Origin of the sequence: Aquimarina sp. AD1, assembly GCF_003443695.1 — a bacterium.
Classification (GTDB): Bacteria; Bacteroidota; Bacteroidia; order Flavobacteriales; family Flavobacteriaceae; genus Aquimarina; species Aquimarina latercula.
Genome location: NZ_CP031966.1, coordinates 2,778,296 through 2,800,570, shown reverse-complemented (window position 1 = coordinate 2,800,570; position 22,275 = coordinate 2,778,296). Strand labels below are relative to the sequence as shown.

Here is a 22,275-nt window from a genome sequence, read left to right as displayed (position 1 = left end):
AATGAGTAAAACAGAAAACCTACAATATTTAAAATTCAATGTCGCAATAGAAGGACTTATAGATAAATGGTATGCTTGGTCCCATTTGGTATCACCTGCTACGGCAGCAATGAATATTAAAGACAGGCACTTAAAGATTATGGAGTCTTATATCAAAAATCCAAAAATTCACGCTGCTGCAGTTAAAAAACCTGAAATGCTAGGAGGTCCTTTTATTGATTATCAAGGAGGACGAGTAGAAGAGATCAAAGATTTAATGAATAAAACAGTCGATCAAAGAGCTAATATGTTAGAATTGAGAGACGCAATACATGAATTAAATGAGTTACTTCAGAAAGAAGCGGTGGGATATTCTATGGAACCATTGTATGCAAAAATACCAGAACCATTAAAAGGATTTGTTGAGTTGTACTATGACCTAAATGATCAGCCAAATTATAGATTTTTTGAATCATTATTATACCAAAGCAAATACTACGATGAAACTTCTCAGTCAATTTCATTGCAATTGGTAGAAGCTGATGATGATCGTCCCTTTGTTTTAAGTACTCCAAGGTTAGAGGATGAAAACCTTATACATCTAGATGTCGCTTTTAAAAATCAGGTAATTGATCAATTGTTTAGAATGAAACGTGAGCCTGGAGATTATAATGAGATAAAAAACCTACTTCAGATTAAGCCTGAACAGGAAGAACTATTCAAAAGCTTTTTTACTAAAGAACCACCTAAAAAATATGAAGAATATGAAGGGGCGGGGATACGAACGAGGTATTTTGGACATGCTTGTGTATTAGTAGAAACTAGTGAGATGTCAATTTTAGTTGATCCTGTAATTAGCTATGATGGGTACGAAACAGAAATTAATCGATTTACGGTAAATGACTTACCTAAAGAAATAGATTATGTTTTGATTACTCATAATCATCAGGATCACGTACTGTTAGAGACACTTTTACAGCTTAGGCATATGATCAAGAATATTGTTGTTCCTGGTTGTAGTAGAGGGAATCTTCAGGATCCGAGTTTAAAATTAATGCTAAATAATATTGGCTTCGAGAATGTTATCGAGTTAGGAGATATGGAATCTATCAAAATGGATAAATGTATTATAACAGGGCTTCCGTTTATAGGAGAACATTCGGATTTAGATGTTAGAAGCAAACTTTGTTTTCATGTTTCTCTTCATAATAAACTTAAACTATTATTTGCTGCAGATTCTTGTAATGTTCAACCAGAAGTTTATCAGAGAGTACAGTCAGTCATTGGAGACATCGACGTGCTTTTTTTGGGAATGGAATGTGACGGTGCTCCATTATCGTGGCTTTACGGCCCTCTGTTATCAAAAAAAATGGACAGGGACAAAGATCAATCTCGCCGTCTTGCGGGATGTAATTATGATCAAGGTAGGAGCTTAATGAAAATCTTTAATCCTAGAAATGTATTTGTTTATGCAATGGGGTTAGAACCTTGGTTAGAGTTTATTAGTTCTATAAAGTATACTGATGAATCAAGACCAATTGTTGAATCTAATAAACTGGTAGAGGAATGTCTTGGAAGAAATATTGATGCTGAGCGGTTATTTGGAGAAAAAACAATAGAATATTAACAAAAATCTAAATTAAAAAGAAAATTATTTAATAATGGAAAATACAGCTAAAGAGTTAACCACTAGATTAAGGGAAGAGAATATTAGACTTGTATTGAATGACAATAATATAGAGGTAGTATCGTACGAGAAAGAATTGTCTAATGATTTAATTCAAGAAATTAAATTAAATAAACAAGATCTAATAAAATACCTACAGTCTATAGAGCACAGTGAAGGAACTTCACCGATAATACCTGTAATTAATCTTTCGACAAATTATTCACTATCGGATGCTCAAAAAAGGTTATGGGTTTTAAGTCAATATGAAGGAACTTCTTTAGCGTATAACATGCCTTCATCAGTAAGGTTAAAAGGAGGGTATGATATAGAAAAATTAAAAAGGGCTATATTCTCTACTGTTAATCGGCACGAAATCTTGAGAACTATTTTTAAAGAAGATAGTAATGGAGAGATAAGGCAATGGATTTTACCATTAGAAGAATTAAATCTTAAAATAGATTTTAAGGATTATCGAGAACAGGATACTAATACAAACATTGTAGATACCTATATAAAAGAAGATTCACAACGTCCTTTTGATTTAGAAAAGGGTCCCTTGTTAAGAGTTGCTATTCTTCAAATATCAGATACAGAATATGTTTTTTATTATAATATGCACCATATCATAAGTGATGGATGGTCAATGGACGTATTATCCAAAGATGTACTAACATATTATGAAGCATTTGTTAAAGGAATTACACCTAATTTACCTGAATTAAGAATTCAATATAAAGACTATAGTTCTTGGCAATTATCCCAATTAGACACAAAAATGTTTAATGAAGATAAAAAATACTGGCTAGAAAATTTATCTGGAGAGTTATCCTTGTTAAATCTACCGACCGATAAACAACGCCCAAGAATCAAAACATATAACGGTAGATCTTTAAGAACATTTATTTCTTCTACAATAACCGATAAACTAAAATCTTTTACACAGGATAGAGGAGGAAGTTTGTTTATGGGAGCATTATCTGCATTAAACATACTTTTGAATAAATATACTTCGGAAGAAGATGTTATTATAGGTACTCCAATTGCAGGAAGAGATCAATTAGATTTAGAAAATCAAATAGGTTTTTATCTTAATGTTTTGGCATTAAGAAATCAAGTATCTGGAGAAGATACTTTTGAGGAGTTTTTTGATAAAGTAAAGAAATCAACACTTTCGGCTTATGAACATCAAATGTATTCCTTCGATAGACTTGTAGAAGATCTTGACTTGAAATATGATATGACTAGAAGCCCCATTTTCGATATTTCTGTATCCTTTCATAATATAACGGATAATACCCAATTAGGAACTTTGGACAAAGAAGACGTTAGTGTTGTTAAAGATTTAGGAATTACCAAATGTAAGAATGATATAGAAGTTCATTTTCAGGAAGTTGAAGGAAAACTATCATTTGTCTTAAAATATAATGAGGATGTTTATGAAAAGTCAATGATAGAATGTTTCATGAATCATTATAAACAGTTGCTTATTTCGCTTTTAAATAATACTCAGGATAAAATAGGGTCTATTAATTATTTGAGTAACAATGAAATAAGTGAACAAATAAGTGAATTTAATCAAACTGAATTACCTTATCCAAAGAAAAACACATTAGTAAGTCTTTTTAAAAAACAAGTAAACTTAAATCCAAATAAGACGGCAGTCTCTTTTAATGGAAAAACACTAAGCTATTCAGAATTAGATAAAATTTCTAATCAGCTGTCTAAATGTTTAATCACTGATTACGGAATAGAAAAAGGAGATTTTATTGGTGTTCAGTTAGATAGGAGTGAATCTTATATTATCTCTATTCTGGGTATCTTAAAATCGGGAGCAGCTTTTATTCCTATTGATCCGGCCTTACCAGAACTTAGAAAAACTCATATAGTCGATGATACTAATCTAAAGTTGTTGATAACAGAAACATCTTTTATGTTTGATATGGACTATTATGAAGGAGAATTATTTGCGATAGATGTAGAATTTGAACCTTCAAATTACGATGAAACCAAACTTGAAAATGTAGTTATTCCTACAGATCTTGCATATGTAATTTATACCTCTGGATCTACAGGGAAACCAAAAGGGGTAATGATTGAGCATAAGGGAATTGTGAATACGATGCTTTCTCAAATTGATCAATTTGAGTTAGATTCAAGTTATAACGGCCTTCAATTTGCATCATTTTCTTTTGATGCTTCCATCTGGGAAATTTTCTTAATACTTCTATCAGGAGGGAATTTATTTATGATAGATCAAGAAAAAAGAAAGGATCCAAAATCTTTAGAAGAATATATAAACAATAACAATATCAATATCGCTACAATTCCTCCTTCATATTTCAAAATGATGAATATGAAATCTTTGTCAGGAATAAAAACACTTATTACCGCTGGCGAGTCACCAGTATTTGATAAAGTAATGGAGTATGCAGAATTAGGAACATATTACAATGCGTATGGCCCAACAGAGACTAGTATTTGTGGTTCTGTGTTTAAGATGGAAACAAAAGACGTATTGGTAGGAGAGAATATTCCAATAGGAAAACCAATCACAAATGCTAAGATTTATGTATTGGATAAAAGTAATAGATTACAACCTAAAGGGGTTCTTGGAGAAATATGTATTGGAGGAGAAGGTGTAGCTAGAGGTTATTTAAACCTTCCGGAATTAACAAAAGAAAAATTTATAAAAAACCCTTTCGTTAAAGGAGAACGACTTTATAAAACTGGAGATTTAGGAGCATGGCTTCCAAATGGTGACTTGATATTTCATGGACGAAAAGATGATCAAATAAAGATTAATGGTTTTAGGATAGAATTAGGTGAAATAGAACATTTGTTGTTGGCAAAAGAAAACATCAGAGAAGCTATTGTTCTAGTTAATGAAGATGCTAATAGAAATAAAGAATTAGTAGCTTATATAGTTTCTGATCAAGCGGAGAATACAATTGATTTACGAGGTTTCTTATCGCAAAACCTTCCAGATTATATGCTGCCTAATCATTTTGTTCAACTTGATAATATGCCATTAACGTCTAATGGAAAAGTAGATAAAAAAAGATTGCCAGTAATTGAAGTAGAAAATGTATCAACAGGTACAGAGTATGTCGCTGCTGAAACTAAAGAAGAAAAAGTCTTGGTGTCAGTTTGGGAAGATGTTTTAAAAAGAGAATCAATTAGTGTTAAAGATAGTTTTTACAATTTAGGCGGAGACTCAATAAAATCAATCCAGGTCGTGTCACGTCTAAAACAAAAGGGATATACTATTAAGGTAGAGCAGTTATTGCGTAAACCAGTTTTGGAAGATGTGGCAAAACTGATGGAGATTAATGATAATATTATTGATCAATCAGAGGTGAAAGGAGATGTAGAATTAACCCCAATTCAGCATTACTTTTTTGAAGCTTCAACTATTAAAATACCACATCATTATAATCAATCCGTAGCGTTAAAAATAAACGAGCAAATTGATCCAGATATTTTAGAAAAGTGTTTGGGTAAATTAGTTGAACATCATGACGTTTTACGAATGACGTATAGTAATGATAATGGTATTCAAAAACAATGTAATAAGGGGATTGATAGTAAGCATTATTCTGTTGATTTTTATGACCTTCAGGATAAAGAGGACGCTTTAGAAATTATGGCTCAAGTATCAGAGACAATTCAATCTAGTATTGATCTAGAAAAAGGACCTCTGTTAAAAATAGGTCATTTTAGATTGTGTGATGGTGACCGATTGGCTCTAATTCTTCATCATTTGGTAGTAGACGGAGTGTCTTGGCGAATACTTTTAGAAGATTTATCGACAACGTACAATCAGTGTTTAAAAAATGAAAAGTTGTGCTTGCCATTAAAAACAGATTCTTTTCAGAAATGGGCTCATTTACAAAAAGAATATGCTCATGAGCTATACAATACATCAGAGAAGACGTACTGGGAAGAAATTTGTAAAAAATCAATTCCAAATTTGCCAACAGACAGAGAAAGAACAGTCAATTTTATAGAACATAATGGACGTGCATCGTTTATTTTAGATGAGGCAACCACAGAGCTTTTACAAACTAAAGTCCATGGAGTTTACAATACAGAGATTAATGATGTACTACTTACGTCATTAGGACTTGCAATTAAAGAGGTTTTTCAGTTAGATAAGAGTGTAATAAAAATGGAAGGTCATGGCCGGGAGGAAATTATTAATAATATAGATATAAGTAGAACCGTAGGATGGTTTACCTCAGTTTATCCTTTTGTGTTGGACTTATCTAATGTTGATTCTAATAAAAACGGACTTATAAAAGTAAAAGAAGACCTAAGAAGAATTCCTAATAAAGGAATAGGATATGGGATGTTAAAATATCTAACTAGTGGCTTAAAATCAGGTATTACACCTTCTATTATATTTAATTATTTAGGCGATTTTGGGAGTAAGGCAGGAAACTCTAATGACTCATTGTTTGATTATGCAAATGAAGATATAGGTAGAAGTGTAGATGCTAAAAACGGAACAGATGTCTTATTAGATGTTTCAGGAATGATGGTTACTAATCAGCTTACCATGTCGATAAGGTTTCCTAAAGCTATTTACCATCAAGAAACGATTGATTTATTAATCGAAGCATATAAAAAACAACTGGTAAGTTTAATTGAAGGTTTGTCAATTGATGATTCTAAGAATATCACACCTTCAGATTTAACTGTTAAAGGTTTAGGTTTTAACGAATTGAAAACCATTCAATTAAAAGGTGATGTAGAAGATGTTTACGAATTATCACCATTACAACAAGGGATGTATTACCATTGGTTGACTGAAAAATCTACTAGCATGTACTTTGAGCAAGTTTCATATGGAATTAAGTACAATGCATTAGATGTGACATCTATTAGACAAGCCTATGATGGATTAGTAAATAGGCATGGAATTCTGAGAACAAGTTTTACGAATGATTTTGCTGGGAAGCCTTTACAAATAGTTTGGAAAAATATAGAGAGTACTTTTAGCTATGAGAAAGTTGCACGTCAATTTACAGATGAAAATGAAAGAACGGAATACATAGATTCTATAAAATCTGAGGATAGGTTAGAAGGTTTTGATCTTGAACAACCTTGCCAAATGAGGCTAAAAGTATTGGATTTTGGTAATGGGTCTTATGAGTTTATTTGGAGTCATCATCATATTTTGATGGATGGATGGTGTATAAGTATATTAATCAATGATTTTTATAAAATACAGTCGAGTTTAGCAAAAGATGAATCCTTTACTCTTGGATCACCAGTTAATTACTCAAAGTATATTGAATGGTTAAATAAAATAAACAAAAAAGAATCATTAGACTATTGGAATACATATTTATCAGGTTATTCAAACTCAACAATAATACCATTCCGAAAAGAGATTAAAAATTTATATTCTTACAAGCAGACAAAAACCAGTTTTAAAGTAGAAGATGAGTTGTATCAAAAATTGAATGTAGTTTGTCAGAACTCATCCATAACAGAAAATACTTTTGTACAAGGAGTATGGGGATACTTACTTTCTAGATATAATAATGTAAAAGATGTAGTTTTTGGATCTGTAGTTTCGGGTAGACCAGCAGAATTAACTGGTGTAGAAGATATGATTGGACTTTTCATTAATACAATTCCAGTGCGAGTCGAGTATAGCAATACTCAAACACCTATTGACTTGTTAAGTGATTTACAACAAAAAGCTACATCAAGTAATTCACATCATTATTTAAATCTATCAGAAGTTCAATCGCAAAGTGAATTAGGAATGGATTTGATGGATCATATTGTAGTGTTCGAAAACTACCCTGTTCAAGAAACTATTCAAGATGATTTTGAGGATCTTCAAGATTACGAAAGTGATACTTTAAAATTAGAATCATTAGATGTATATGAACAAACAAATTATGATTTTCGAATCGTCATAGCTCCTTCTCAAACTGCACTTTCTATAGAATTTAGATTTAATGAAAATGTATACTCTATTGAGGATATGAACACTATTAAAGAACATTTCTATAACTTAATTGAACAGTTTGTTATAAGTTCGAATCAACCCTTGAATACATTGACATATTTTTCCCAAAAGGAAAATAGCTTATTTTCAAAAATTAACAAAACGAATGTCAGTTATGAAGCAGATAAAACAATTGTAGACCTATTTCAAGAACAAGTAGAAGTAACACCAGAGAATATAGCAATAGTGTCTGGAAGCAAAGAAATCACTTATAAAGTATTGAATGAATATTCAAATAGTGTAGCTTCATACCTTATTGATAAAAGAAAAGGAGATGATTTTACAATAGGGGTTGAACTTAGCGATGAACCTTATTTAACATTGATAGGTATTCTGGGTGTTATGAAATCAGGAGGGGCCTATACAATAATTGATTCAAAATTGCCCCCAAGTAGAGTGGATTTTATACTAGAAGATAGCAAGTGTTCAGAATTTGTTAAATCTAAAGAGATACTAAGCCTAATTCAGGAGTCGAATAAGTATAATAAAAGAAATCTTAATCTTGATTATGATTCTTCAAATTTAGCTTACTTGATATATACGTCTGGAACAACAGGAGTGCCAAAAGGATCTCAAATTGAGCATAAATCAATAGTGAATTATAATAATTGGTTTACAAAAGAATATAAAATAACTTCTAAGGATAGCAGTATTGTATCATCTAGTATGTCATTTGATGTTATTTACACAAGTCTATATGGTACTATTCTTAATGGAGGAACATTACACTTTTTGGATGAATTGATACAGAAAGACCCAGAAAAGGTTTCAAAGTACATATTAAATAAAAAAATAACATTTTTGAAATTTACACCAACGTACTTAAATCTTTTACTAAATAATTCCGGAGAATATAACATCAAAAATAGCTTAGATTTAAGATTGATATTAACCGGAGGTGAACGTCAAAATTTGAAAGATGTAAAAGAAATTGTTGAAAATACAAATATACAGTTAGTGAATTCATATGGTCCATCAGAAACTACAGTAGCTGTTTGTACTTTCCAAATAACAAAAGACAATCTTAAAGAGTATTTAGTGTCTCCTGTAATTGGAGACCCAATTTATAATAATGAGATATTTATTTTGGATAGTTTTATGATCCCTCAGCCTGCAGGTGTCATTGGAGAAATATGTATTGGCGGGGTTGGTCTGTCTAGGGGATATCTTAACCACCTGGAGTTAACATCAGAAAAATTTGTTAATAACCAATATTTAAAAGGAAAGAGAATATATCGAACAGGTGATTTAGGTAGAAGGCTTAAAAATGGCACTATAGAGTTTATCGGTAGAGCTGATGATCAAATCAAAATAAGAGGATATAGAATTGAATTAGGAGAAATTGAAAAATGTTTATTATCTAATGAAAATATACGGGAAGTAAAGGTAGTATCAAAAACAACTAAATCTGGAAATAAAGAATTGATTGCATATTTGGTGAGCGAAAAAGAATTTAATAGAAAAGATTTACGTGAGTTTTTATTAGATAAATTACCAGAGTATATGATTCCAAGTAATTTTGTTGAGTTGGATAAGATGCCATATACTAAAAATGGAAAAGTAGACAAGAAAATATTACTTGAGCAGTATACTACTAATATTTCAAGTGGAGCAAAATATGTAAAGCCTGAAACAAAAGAAGAGCAAGAACTGATTGAGGTTTGGAAAGAAGTTCTAAATTGTAATATTATAGGTATAAAAGATGATTTTTATACCTTAGGAGGTAATTCTATTAAGTCTGTAGAATTAATAGCTCGTTTGAAACAGAAAGGATATGTTCTTAAACTAGGAGATCTACTTAATACACCAATGGTAATTGACTTAGCAAAGAAAATCAAATTTGTTGGAAGTTTAAGTAATGAAGGAATAGCTGTAAGTCCAAGAAAATGGGTAATAGGAGATGAAATTAATCTATCAAAAAACCAGTTTCGTTTTTTTAGGTCTAAATATAGTCAAGTTAGGTTAAGTACTTTTATTAAGGATTTTGATAAAAATACTTTTGAAAACCAGTTTAGAAAATACCTATCAATGTTCCCTTCATTATGTATTAAGTATAAGAAAGAAAAAGGGGAAATTGTACAAAGCTATATCTCTTCTGATATGGTTCCTTTAAAAATTAAAGTAAAAAGAGCTTCTTTATTTAGTGATAGCAAGCTTACTTCTTTTTTTCTAGAGCCATTTAATTTATTAGAAGGAGAGTTAATTAGGGTACTTATTTTGTCTAATTATAATAAGTATGGAGATGCTAAAGTACTATTAGGAATCCATCACTCCCTATTAGATGATTATACTGCAAATAAAGTTCAGGAAGGATTAAAACAATTTTTTGAAAATTTAAACTTTAATACACAAAAGTTAGATACTTCTAATTTTGATTTCGTAACCTGGCAAAATAAGTTTTTGAAGTCAGAAGAAGGATATATTCAAAGAGAATATTGGAAAAAATCCATGCGGAGGTTACAAGATGTTGAAAAAACAATTAAAAGTGAGAGGGGGCTACTAAGCTATGTAACTCAAAAAATAACTATTACTGATTCAAAACTAGAATCAATTAAGCAGATATCAGAAAAATATAGATTACCAATAAGTATATTATTTTTATCATCCTATCAAAGGCTATTAGACGAATTATCTTTAAATGATAAATATTTAATAGGAGTTAATGTTAATGGTCGAGAACAAAAAATAAAAGGATTAGAAGTCTCAGATTTAATGGGAGTAGTAGATAATTTATTGCCATTACATTATAGGAAATCAACAAAAGATTTCAACAAATTATATCTAGAGGATGTATATGAAAAATATGTTAGCGCTAGATTAAATCAAAAAGTGCCTTTTGAAATAATTAGAGAAGATTACTTACAAGCTTATCAGAAAGATATAGAAGATTATATGGTAGGTAGATTTAATTTCAAAGAAAGAGCACAAATAAAGCGTTTTGATAATCAAGATAATAAAATAATTGTTGACCAACAGAAAGGTGATTGGTTAGATACAGTTAATATAGCTTGTACAGTTTATTCCAATGCAATAGAGGTATCATTAATATGCTCTAAGGAAATTCACAAGAACAAAAGTGATTCTCTAAGACTTAAAGACTTGATAGATGTTGTTTTAGGTTTGAATCAATTAATTTGTGAGTAACTCTGTCTTTGGATAAGTTCTAATAATAAGTAATCGTTTTTAAAACCTATCCAAAGCATTTATTAATGTCTAATATTTTCAAAATATTCTTTTTCTATAGGTAAATCATCAAAATTATAAGTAATAATATAAATTAAATGATGAAAGAAGGAGTATTGAAATAGACATAGAATTGGTAACTATAAAAAAAGTAACAATACAAAAAGTAATAATAAAAAAAGTAACAATGAAAAAAATAAGAATTTTACTAATCTTACTTGTGCCATTTATATCCGTTTCTCAAGTAGAATTAAAAGGTAAAGTATTTGATGAATCAAACCCTATTCCATTTGCCAATGTGATTTTGAAAGATACTTCAGATAAGATAGTAAATGGTGGAATCACAGATGATAATGGGAATTTTTTGATTACAGTAAAAACAGGTGTGTATAAACTTTCTGTTTCGTTCATAGGATATCAAAGTTTTTATAAAGAAGTTTCTATTATGGATAATACTGTCTTAGAGGATATTATTTTATCTGAAGAAAAAAATGAGCTTGATGAAATAGTTATTGTTTCCAAGAAGAAAATAGTTGAGAGGAAAGTAGATAGACTGGTTTTTAACGTAGAAAACAATATTGGAACTAGTGGAGGAGATGCTTTAGATGCACTTAGTGTAGCTCCTGGAATTGCCGTAGATGATGACCAAATAACGATGATAGGAAAAAGTGGAATGAGAGTGATGGTGGATGATCGGATTATCCAACTTTCGGGAGAAGAGTTGATTAGTTTTTTAAATTCGATTCCAGCTGGCGATATCAAAAAAATAGAGATAATAACCAATCCTCCAGCAAAGTATGAAGCGGGAGGAAATGCAGGCCTTATTAATATTGTATATAAAAAGGGATTAAGAGATGCTTGGAATAATTCTACATCTTTAACATATACACAGGCTTTATTTCCTGTACATGTTCTTAGAAATAACTTTACGTTTCAAAAAAACAAAACGAAATTCCTTTTCAGTTTAAATGCAAGTCTTGGAGATATTGATGTTGATCAGGAGGCTGAAATATTCTATACAGATGGTCCTTGGGTAATCAATACAAATCAAAAAAGACAATCAAAAGATTTATCGGGTAGATTAATGTTTGATTATGAGTTAACCGAAAATTCGACATTAGGATTTCAATACCTGGGTAAAGTAGGTGATCCGGATGTTTCAGATACTGCCAGCGCAGAGATTTTTAATAACCAGAATACTGTAGATTCACTTTTGATAAGTGATGGTTCTAATGACAGATCCTTATACAATCATTCTGCAAACATACACTATAGATCCAAATTAGATACTTTAGGTAGAAGCATTAGTGTGGATTTAGATTATTTCGAATATAATTCAGATAAGGATAGAACAATAGTAACTGAAAGTGTACTCCCAAATAACGAGCTTTTGGGGGTTAATTTCTCTGCGAATAATACAACTAATCAGAACATTAAAAATTATAGTGGAAAATTGGATATTGAACACCCTTTGCAAAAACTTAATTTGTCTTATGGAGGTAAGGTGAGTATACTTAATAGTAAGTATGATACTAGCTTTTTTAATACCATTACCGGAGAACCAATATTAGACCCTCAACAATCAGATAAATTTGAGTATGACGAAAATACACAAGCGGTATACGTAAACGCATCTAAAAAATTAGGTAAAAAATGGGAAGGTCAACTGGGATTAAGACTGGAAAGTACACAAACTGAAGGGTTTTCTAGGACTTTAAATCAAGTTAATAACAATGATTATGTCCAATTATTTCCAACCTTTTATATGTCTTATAAGATGAATCAAAGCAATTCTTTTTCTATGAATTATGGTAGAAGAATTAATCGGCCAAGTTACTCACAGTTAAATCCTGCACGTTTTTTTATTAACAGTAATACCTTTTCTGAAGGGAATCCATTTTTGCAACCATCGTTTACAGATAATTTTGAGTTAACTCATACCTATAAAGGAAAGTCATCTACAGGTCTGTTTTTTAGTGTTGAAAAAGATGGTATTGGAGTGATTCCATCTGTAGATAATGAAACGAATAATCAAGTTATCAATTATCAGAATTTTTTCACCAATTATAACTATGGATTATCACAGTTTTATACTTTTTCAGCATTTCAATGGTGGTCAAGTCAAAACACCCTTTATTTAATAAACTCAGAATCAGAATTCTTTAATGAAAATGTAAATGCACAAGTACAAAATGGATTTCGTTTTTATTTTGCAACCAATAATACTTTTTCTTTAAATAAATCAAAAACCATCAAAGCGCAATTGAATTATTGGTACAGTTCTCCTTTCAAGAAAAATCTATTTGATAATAGTGAAAGTTACAAATTAGATTTTATTCTAAAGTTTAGCTTACTACAAAAAAGCCTTCAAGTGTCGGCGGGAGTATATGATATTTTTGATACCAGTCCTCGTACAATGATTTCCGAAATAAACGGAATCAGACAGAATTATGTAAGTAGACCTAGCAATAGATATTTCAGAATGTCATTGGTATATAGTTTTGGAAATAAAAAAATAAAAGTAAGAAACAGAAAGTTTGGTAACGAGGATGAAAAAAGAAGAGTTAATTAAAGTGTTGTAATTATGTAAGATACATTGTTGTGCTACTCAGTTTTTTGAGGTAGTTAATAATCATTAACATGAATAATATAAAATATTAAAAATAAAGTTATGCATAAACAAAGTAAACCTCAATTGTTTCTGTTGCATTTTGCAGGAGGGAGTTGCTATTCTTTTGATTTTTTGAAAAATCATCTCGATTCGGATTTTGATTTTATTCCTCTTGAACTACCAGGTAGAGGAAAAAGAAATAAGGAAAGCTTTCTATTAGAAAAAACAGCAACAATCAATGATTATTTTAAACAGATAATAAAGCGCAGAAATGATATGCCCTATTTGATTTATGGACATAGTATGGGAGCTACTTTAGGCTTATCAGTGACCAAAAAAATGGAAGAAATTGGTGATGCTCCAAATACACTAATAGTTTCTGGTAACGCTGGTCCAGGAATGTATAAAGATGCAGTGAATAGATATCTAATGGAAGATTTGAAGTTTAAAGAAGAATTAAAAAAATTAGGAGGGGTGCCTAATGAAATTTTAGATAATGATGAGCTTTATGATTTTTTTAGTCCAATTATGCGTGCTGATTTTGAAGTTTTAGAAAAAAATAGATATTCAGAAGAAGGACTCTTGTTAAGTACTAATATTAGTGCAATTATGGGTGAAGAAGAAGAAAATGTTTCACAAATAGAGAATTGGAGTACGTTTACAAAAGGACATTTTGATTATGAAATTTTGTCTGGAAATCACTTTTTTATTCACAATCACGAGACTAAATTATCTCAATTAATTAAACAGAGTTACAAGCAAGCTGTCTTTGCTTAATCTCACTTCTATATAGGCAGTAAAAAACACTAAGTATTTAGATATAATATTTCTTAGGGCTATCTATATGAAAATCAAAAATCTCTTGTAGCTGTTTATCTAATCAATTACAAGAGAATTAGGTGTAACCTGCTTACAACGATATAATAATCATTTAACTGGATAAATAACAGAATTATGTTAAAGATGAAAAATAAAAATTTAAAAAGTAATAATAGAAGATTGGTACCTATAAGGTTTATTGTAGGTTATTCTCTTTTAGCTATAGTATCTGGTTTATCAGGCTTCGCTTTTATAACAATTATTAATAAAGTAATTAGCGATTCCTTAAATGAAGGCTTAGTAAAAAATAATAACTATGAGTATATGTTTTTGGCAGCAATAGTTGTTTTTTTTGTAACAAGAAGGTTACTATCTGCAGGTGTTATTAATTTGTCACAAAAAATTTTTTGGCAGACAAGACAGGATATAATTAAATTAGTTCTTAAAGCTCCTTACTTAAAATTACAGCAATATAAAGATGAAGTATATTCTACATTAACAACAGATGTAAATAATATAACAAACGCTTCTGTAATAGTAATAACATTTTTCTCATCTGTTGTGTTGATTATTTCTTGTTTAGTTTACATGGCATATTTATCATTAAGCCTATTTGGTTTAAGTCTTGGAGTTATTTTAATTGGAATTTTTGTGTATATGATTAGATCTAAGAAAAGTAACTTACAATTAAAAACAGTTCGAGAGTTAGAACGAGGTTTTATAAATGTATTTAATAGTATATTAAATGGTTCCAAAGAAATAAATATCAATAAAGATAAAGGCAATGATATCTACAAAGGAAAGCTTGTTAAATTAATGAATACAGGAAAAAAGACATATGTAAAAGCCTTTATACAATATTTGAATAGCGAAATTATAAGTCAGTTATTATTTTATGGCCTAATTACATTTATCCTTTTGTACGCGAATAATATGTTAAATGTAACATTAGATGTAACAATTAGTTTTGTATTAGTTTTGTTATACCTCTTAGGCCCTTTAGTTACTGTAATGACGGTTATGCCATCTATAACTAGGGCACGGATTTCATTACAAAAAATGAATAAACTAAAAAAGGAACTACAAAATGTAAAGTTTGATTACCAAATTAAAGAAGAAGACAAAATAAAATATCGCAATTTTAATAAATTAGAACTTAAAGATTACTCTTTTTCCTATGGAGAAAATAAATTTTCAGTTGGCCCTATTAGTTTAAATATAAAAAGAAATGATGTTGTATTTATTCAGGGAGGAAATGGAGCTGGTAAAACTACATTTATTAATACCATCTTAAAATTGTATGATATAGATGAAGGAAGAGCCTATATAGATAATGAATTGATTCCTTTAGAAAGGATAGAAGAAATTAAAGAAATGTTCTCCCCCATTTTCAGTGACTTTTATTTATTTGATGAATTTTATGGGATTAATAATGTAGAGGAGAAGAAAGTTTGCTATTATCTTAAGATGTTTGAATTAGAAGATAAAGTCAGTTTAATAGATGGAAAATTTTCTACAATTGATTTGTCTACAGGTCAGCGTAAACGTTTAGCATTGATTAGCTCATTATTAGAAGATCGACCAATTATTGTGCTTGATGAATGGGCTGCAGATCAGGATCCGCATTTTAGACACAAGTTTTATACTGAAATTATTCCAGAACTCTCAAAAATACAAGACAAAACAATTATAGCTATTACGCATGATGATAAATACTTTAATTTGGCAGATCATTTATTAAAAATGGAGTTTGGTCGGTTAATTGAAATAAACAAAACGAAACTAGACCCTATTCTTCAAGAAATTTAAAATTAATTTAGTATTCAAATTAAAACCTTGGAAGAGCTTTAACGCCTGTATTTTCTTTAAATAATAAATTTTTAATTACGGATTTTTTATTTAATAGGCTTTATACGTAATCTTTTTATTCTAAGCCAAAACTGGTTTACAATCTTATTTCCTAACAACTTTTAATTTTTACAAATGAAACTAATCAAAACATCACTTATACTAGTGATATGTCTTGCATGGATATTTTTTACTAGCAGTAAGTTTAAGCCATTGAACTCAGTTGGAGAGCTTTTAACGTATAGAACAGGATTACTATCAGTTCCTCTAGATGAAAATGGAATTCAGAAACTTAAAGGTTATTATAAGCCCAAAATTTATGTTGATAGTATTGGTATTCCTCATATTTATGGAACTACTCAGAATGATGTTGCGTTTGGCTTAGGGTATATGCATGCCCAGAATCGATATCTTCAAATGGAAGTAATCACCAGAACAGTACAAGGAAGATTATCTGAGATAATGTCGGAACAAACTTTAAAAGTGGATACATTTTGGAAACCCTACGAGTTTGAACGTAAATCAGAAGAATTATTAGAAGATTATAGACGAAAATCTCCAGAATTTTATAAATATCTTCTAGCATATTCAAAGGGAGTGAATACGTATTTAGATAATAATGAAAATACAGACCCTTTTTATAAAGCAATTGGAGAAAAACCAAGAGAATGGAAACCTGAATATACTTTGCTAGCAACTTGGTATATGAGTTGGTCTTTAACGTATTTTGATCATCATATCGAGCAGCAGGAAGTCATTGCCGAACTTTCGGAGGATGTAAAGAACTATTTTTATCCTTTACAGCCTAAAGATTTAAAAACCATTTTACCTTCATTAAATAAAGATGTAAAAAAGAATGAGCTAAATATGTTGGAGGAGGAAATAGCCGAATCAAAACAAACTATCAGACAAAGTTCAAATATAAACTTAGGGGATCATTTAATAAATTCTAATAAGTTCCATACAGGAATAGGAAGTAATAACTGGGCGGTTAATAAGCATAAAACTAAAGAGAATACAACGTTAATAGCAAATGATCCTCACTTGTTTTTATCGTTGCCAGAGGCGTTCTATGAGACACACCTGATCTCCGAAAGTTTAAACGTTTATGGTTTTTCTATTCCAGGCGTACCGGTCATTGTAAGTGGACATAATGATTTAATATCTTGGGGTATTACAAATGGCGAATGGGATTTGGTAGATAGGTATAAATTGAAAGTTAAGAATGATAGTTTATACTATTATGAGAACAATTGGGTTCCTTTTGATGAAAAAGAATATGTTATAAAACTAAAAGGAGGGTATAAGCATATAATTACGGAAAAGAGTACGGTTCATGGCAAAGTATTAAAAGAAGAAACAGGGTATTATGCCCAGCGTTGGTATGCTTCTAATAAAAGTTATTCAGTAGAGGCAATGTATAAGATGATGAATGGTGAAAATTGGGATGATTTTAAAGGAGCTTTGAAGGATTATGGGTATCCGCCTCAAAACTTCATTTATAGCGATGTTAATGACAATATAGGAATAATATGTGCGGGAAAATTACCGCAAAGAGATAGCGGTTATCAAGGGGGAGTAATAGATGGATCATTGAAATATATTCCTAAAAAGAATCTTGATACACTCTGGTATAATTATAATCCAGATGAAAAATTCCTGTTTTCAGCAAATCAGCAACCCATACAAAGTGAAATATATTTCGGCCATCATGGTGTAAAAGACGATTATAGAGTGAAACGAATGTATAACTTATTAGAAGAAAATAATCAATGGGAACTGGAAAGTATTCAAAAAATGCAGTTAGATGATGTGGATTTCTCTTTTATTGAATTTAAAGAACTTCTAGATAAATATCGAATAGATGAAGATTATAAAGAGCTTGTCACATTTTTACAAGCTTGGGATGGTAAGATGAAACCAAATAGTACTGCTGCTATGGTGTATGAGACAATTAGATTGTTAACAGAAATCGAAGCTAAGAATTTTGCAATAGAACAGTTAAAAGTGAATAGAGCACCTGCATTTAAGTACTTTTTAAAGTATTTAAAAGATGATAAATACGTAATTGCGGGAAGTAGGAATAAAAACGAAATTTTGAATACTATTCTAAGAGAAAGCGATTCTGTTTTAAAATTACATTTTGAAGATAAGTGGAAAGAAAAGACATACAAGGACATTTCTTCTTTTAAAATTAAAAATATGCTACATATTCCTGGATTTGGACAAGAAATAAATAATGTAGGAGGTAATATTAATACAATCAACTTAAATACGAAAAAAATTCATCCAGTTTTTAGATCTGTGTACTCAATGAAAAAGGGAAATGTAAAATCATATACTATTCTTGCTGGAGGACAAAGTGGAAAAGTCAATTCTGTTCATTATAAAGATCAATTGAAATCCTGGAGAAAAGGAACGTATAAAGAAACGCAATTCGAAAATAATCCAAATAGATTAAAGAACATTAACAACATAATATCTTTTCAATAATGAAAAAAACACTCAATTACTTGCCATACGTGGTAGCTTTGATACCACAGTTTGTTTTTAATAACTATAATTTGATACTAATAAGTACTATTTTAATTGGTTTTATTGCTCAATTTGTAATCGATAGGAATAAAGTTTTTTTTAAAGTATTCATTTTAGAAATATTAGCTTTTTCAATAGTGTTTTTCCTGCTTAAAGAAAGGGTGTACTATTTAAATGAAGCTCTTAATAATTTAGGGTTTTCAGAAATATTAATAGTTATTCTTCTTCCAGTTTTTAATGCAATAAATATCTCCATTTTATTCTTTTTCGGGTATAAATTAAGTAATCTAATATTCCTTAAAATGCGAAGTAAAGAATTTTAAGTGCAATGGTTTTGTAAAGTGCTTTAAAAGAAACTTAAAATCAACTTCGTATACAAATAAATTGAATTCAATTATAATGTACTGTCTTACGACTTTTCTCTATTTTTTTAATTTCATTATAGTTATGTTAAGATTAATAAAACGATGATTTCATGTGGTTCGAAACTTCATGAAATACATTAACTAGTTGTAAGTCCTGTATTTTAAAAATGGTGCCTAAAGCTTTAGTGATCAAAAAAAGATAAAAGACTTGATTGTTAAAATAGTTATTAGAAATAATAATTAAAACTAAAAAAATATCTGAAAAACATGAAAAAAGAAAATAGAATAGCGGAATCAAAAAATAAAATCATGGATAAATACAATTTGAAAGAAAGGAGAAAAGATGATAATTACTTTTTTGTAAAGTCAAATCTTTCTTTTTTGAGTGAACCAACACTAGATAATCACTAAAGAATAGCAAGGGTTAGAGTATATGGTTAATTAGAAAATTAATATAAGAGTATAATGATATATTCTTAAAATCGAATATATCAAGTGAAAAAATGAAAAAAAGTATAAACCGGTTTCTAAATCAAATAATAATAATGAATAACAATTTAGAACTCTCTTCCAACTACTTTTTAGAGGGACAAGTAACAGATACCTTACTAATAGATAAGGATGTAATAAATATATTAGGAAAAGAATTTTCGGTGTTGACTGATGATAAAGGTGATTTTATAAAAATAAAAAACATTGATTTAGATAAGTCAACATCTTCAAGGTTAACCTGTTTGATGTGGAGTTTAAATTTTCTCTACTTGAGTTTGCAAAAATCCAAAGATCAATTCGGCACAGCTGAGTTGCGGAAAAAAGTAATAAAACTTTTAAAGAGAATTCTAAACGGACTTATTAATAGCAATAGTTTACAAGACCTTGTTTCGATAACAAAAAGAATTGAAAAAGAGAGAGACTTTATAAAAGACGGTAAGATTGAAGGGAATTACCAATATATCGGTCCAAATCAATATTCCTAACTGAGTTAAATAGAATCAGAATCTAAATCTGTATATAAAAACAGGTTTAATCTCCACAAATTTCTGATATCAGTTAGTGCTATATCAAAACAGTATTTCGATGAAACTAAATATTAGAGCTATGTTTAATAGCTGTCAATAATACCTTTGTTTCATAACAAAAACGGTTGCATAAACCAGAACTATAATAGTGAACTAAAATAATAGAATATGGAAAATCATATTATTAGTGCGCAAAATTTGTCACAAACTATAATGTTTAGTGACCAGAACATGTATACTCCAACAAATATTGAGGTAGATGAATCCTATCTTTTATATCACACCTTTACTGAAAAATTTGATCCCGAAATTTGGAATTACTATCTGAATATTTTACCAAAAAAATTTCAGAATGAGGTGTTTAAGTTTAGAAGATGGCAAGATAGGTATAATTGTTTGCTAGGCAAGCTCTTGGTGTATCTTGGTCATTATCTATTCTGTGGAAGTCCTTTAGAATTCAGTAGATTTCTTAAGGACTCTTATGGGAAACCATACATAAAAGATAGCAATATACATTTTAATATTTCGCATAGCGGAAATACTGCTGTATGTGCTTTTAGTAAACAAAGTATAGGAGTTGACATTGAGGAGGTAAATGATCTTGACGTAACAATGTTCGATACTGTTTTTAATCCCGATGAAATGCTAAGAATAAATGCAGATGGGACTTCTAAGTTTTATGAATTTTGGACCATTAAAGAAGCTGTATCCAAAGCAATCGGAAAAGGTTTAGGTATCCCGCTTTTAGACATTAAAATAAAAGATAAATATGTAATATATAATAATAATGAATGGCAAATTGAAAGCTATAAAATGGGAAATAAATATTGTACCGTAGCATCTGGAATCTGCAATAAAATAAGGATTAAGGAAATAGAATTTTAGCAGTTTGTTAGATTGAAAATAATATTTGATTAAAAACAAGTGGAGATAGATGGAGTTTGGTAATATGGTAGTTAAAATTTTTATATTTATTGTTTTTTAATCAAATGTTGAATCCAAGAAGGACGAAAAGATCATTTTTTGTAGGTAATTTAAAGTGTTATTAATGAGTTGGTTTTGTAGATTAGGTGAAAATTTGAAATTTAATTTTGACTTGATTAGGTCATTATCTTATACTAAAATGTTCAAAATTATTCTACGTTAAGCAATGTCTCAAATTAAAAAAAATCGTTAAATAGAGAAAAAAGTTATGAAAGTTATAAGCTAAACTTTAGTAAAGAACAATTATTTTTGAATAATAATAAATTACGTTAAAATAAAATGGAGAAATTAGGGCTTACGAAGGAAAATTGGGAGCAATTTGTAACTTGGATTTGGGATTTTTTACCAGGATTAATTTCGGCAATTATTATATTTCTGGTAGGGATTTGGATTATTAATATTTTTAGTAAAGCACTTCGTAAATTTTTTCAAAAGAAGGATTATGATGAAACATTAGAAAAGTTCTTATATGATCTGATAAATATAGGTCTCAAGATTTTGCTTATAGTATTAGTGGTAACGCAATTAGGTGTTCAAACTTCTTCTCTTGTTGCAATATTAGGAGCGGCTGGATTAGCTATTGGTCTAGCATTGCAAGGATCTTTGTCTAATTTTGCGGGTGGAGTTCTTATTTTGTTCTTTAAACCTTTTAAGATTGGGGACTTTATAGAAGCACAAGGCATTTCGGGTACTGTTAAGGAAATTTCCATATTTACTACTAAGGTAAATACTTTTGGAAATCAATTGGCAGTAATACCAAATGGTAAGATATCTAACGGTAATATAATTAATTACTCGGCAGAGGATAAAAGAAGAGGTAAGATAGAGATAGGGGTTTCTTATGATAGTAATATCAAAGATGCTAAAGAAATTCTATTGGATTTAGTCAATGGTCAGGAAAAGGTTATTAAAGATCCAGCTCCCGAGATATTTGTTTCTGAACTAGGGGATAGTGCTGTGACCTTATCTTTGCGTTTTTGGGCACTTAATGATGATTTTTGGACTGTTCATTTCTATACTATGGAGGAAGCTAAAAAAAGACTTGAATCTAATGATATCTCAATACCATTTCCGCAAAGAGATGTGCATTTATATTCTAAAGAATCTCAATAGTAAATCAGATATTTTTCTAAAGTTCCTTGTAAAACCTGATATTTCGTGTTACTTTATTTTCCTAAATAATTTATAAAATCGCTACGCCTTAGAAGGAAATTGTTAGATTTAGTAAATACTAGCAT

Annotated in this window: 10 protein-coding genes; all 10 read left to right on the top strand. The window is 29.7% G+C overall.

Features of this window, described 5'->3' with window-relative positions; translation table 11 throughout:
• Position 1 precedes the first annotated feature (1 nt).
• The 10 genes from D1815_RS12440 to D1815_RS12395 all read left to right on the top strand — a co-directional run bounded on the left by D1815_RS12440 (position 2) and on the right by D1815_RS12395 (position 22,150).
• The gene (locus tag D1815_RS12440) at positions 2-1,606 is read left to right on the top strand and encodes an MBL fold metallo-hydrolase (protein ID WP_027392676.1); all 1,605 of its coding nucleotides are present in this window, start codon (positions 2-4) and stop codon (positions 1,604-1,606) included.
• A 34-nt stretch (positions 1,607-1,640) separates the two neighbouring features.
• Entirely contained in the window at positions 1,641-10,817 is a 9,177-nt protein-coding gene (locus D1815_RS12435; protein ID WP_118387305.1) for a non-ribosomal peptide synthetase, read from the top strand.
• Positions 10,818-11,043: 226 nt separating this feature from the next.
• Complete coding sequence (locus tag D1815_RS12430; RefSeq protein ID WP_118387303.1) at positions 11,044-13,428, top strand: TonB-dependent receptor domain-containing protein; 2,385 nt, start codon at positions 11,044-11,046, stop codon at positions 13,426-13,428.
• Positions 13,429-13,527: 99 nt separating this feature from the next.
• Positions 13,528-14,244: a thioesterase II family protein gene (locus D1815_RS12425; protein ID WP_027392673.1), complete on the top strand. Its 717-nt coding sequence runs from the start codon at positions 13,528-13,530 to the stop codon at positions 14,242-14,244.
• Positions 14,245-14,430: 186 nt separating this feature from the next.
• Entirely contained in the window at positions 14,431-16,095 is a 1,665-nt protein-coding gene (locus D1815_RS12420) for a cyclic peptide export ABC transporter (protein ID WP_027392672.1), read from the top strand.
• Between the two features lie 174 nt (positions 16,096-16,269).
• Positions 16,270-18,627: a penicillin acylase family protein gene (locus D1815_RS12415; RefSeq protein ID WP_118387301.1), complete on the top strand. Its 2,358-nt coding sequence runs from the start codon at positions 16,270-16,272 to the stop codon at positions 18,625-18,627.
• Positions 18,627-18,992 carry a hypothetical protein gene (locus D1815_RS12410; RefSeq protein WP_027392670.1) on the top strand — a complete coding sequence of 122 codons (366 nt, stop codon included), beginning with the start codon at positions 18,627-18,629 and terminating at the stop codon, positions 18,990-18,992. Before D1815_RS12415 ends, D1815_RS12410 begins: the two co-directional genes overlap by 1 nt.
• Positions 18,993-19,579: 587 nt before the next feature.
• Positions 19,580-20,011 carry a hypothetical protein gene (locus tag D1815_RS12405; protein WP_027392669.1) on the top strand — a complete coding sequence of 144 codons (432 nt, stop codon included), beginning with the start codon at positions 19,580-19,582 and terminating at the stop codon, positions 20,009-20,011.
• 210 nt (positions 20,012-20,221) lie between these two features.
• On the top strand, positions 20,222-20,938 hold the full coding sequence (locus D1815_RS12400; RefSeq protein ID WP_118387299.1) for a 4'-phosphopantetheinyl transferase superfamily protein: 717 nt from the start codon (positions 20,222-20,224) through the stop codon (positions 20,936-20,938).
• Between the two features lie 378 nt (positions 20,939-21,316).
• Positions 21,317-22,150 carry a mechanosensitive ion channel family protein gene (locus D1815_RS12395; protein WP_118387297.1) on the top strand — a complete coding sequence of 278 codons (834 nt, stop codon included), beginning with the start codon at positions 21,317-21,319 and terminating at the stop codon, positions 22,148-22,150.
• The last annotated feature ends 125 nt before the right edge of the window (positions 22,151-22,275 follow it).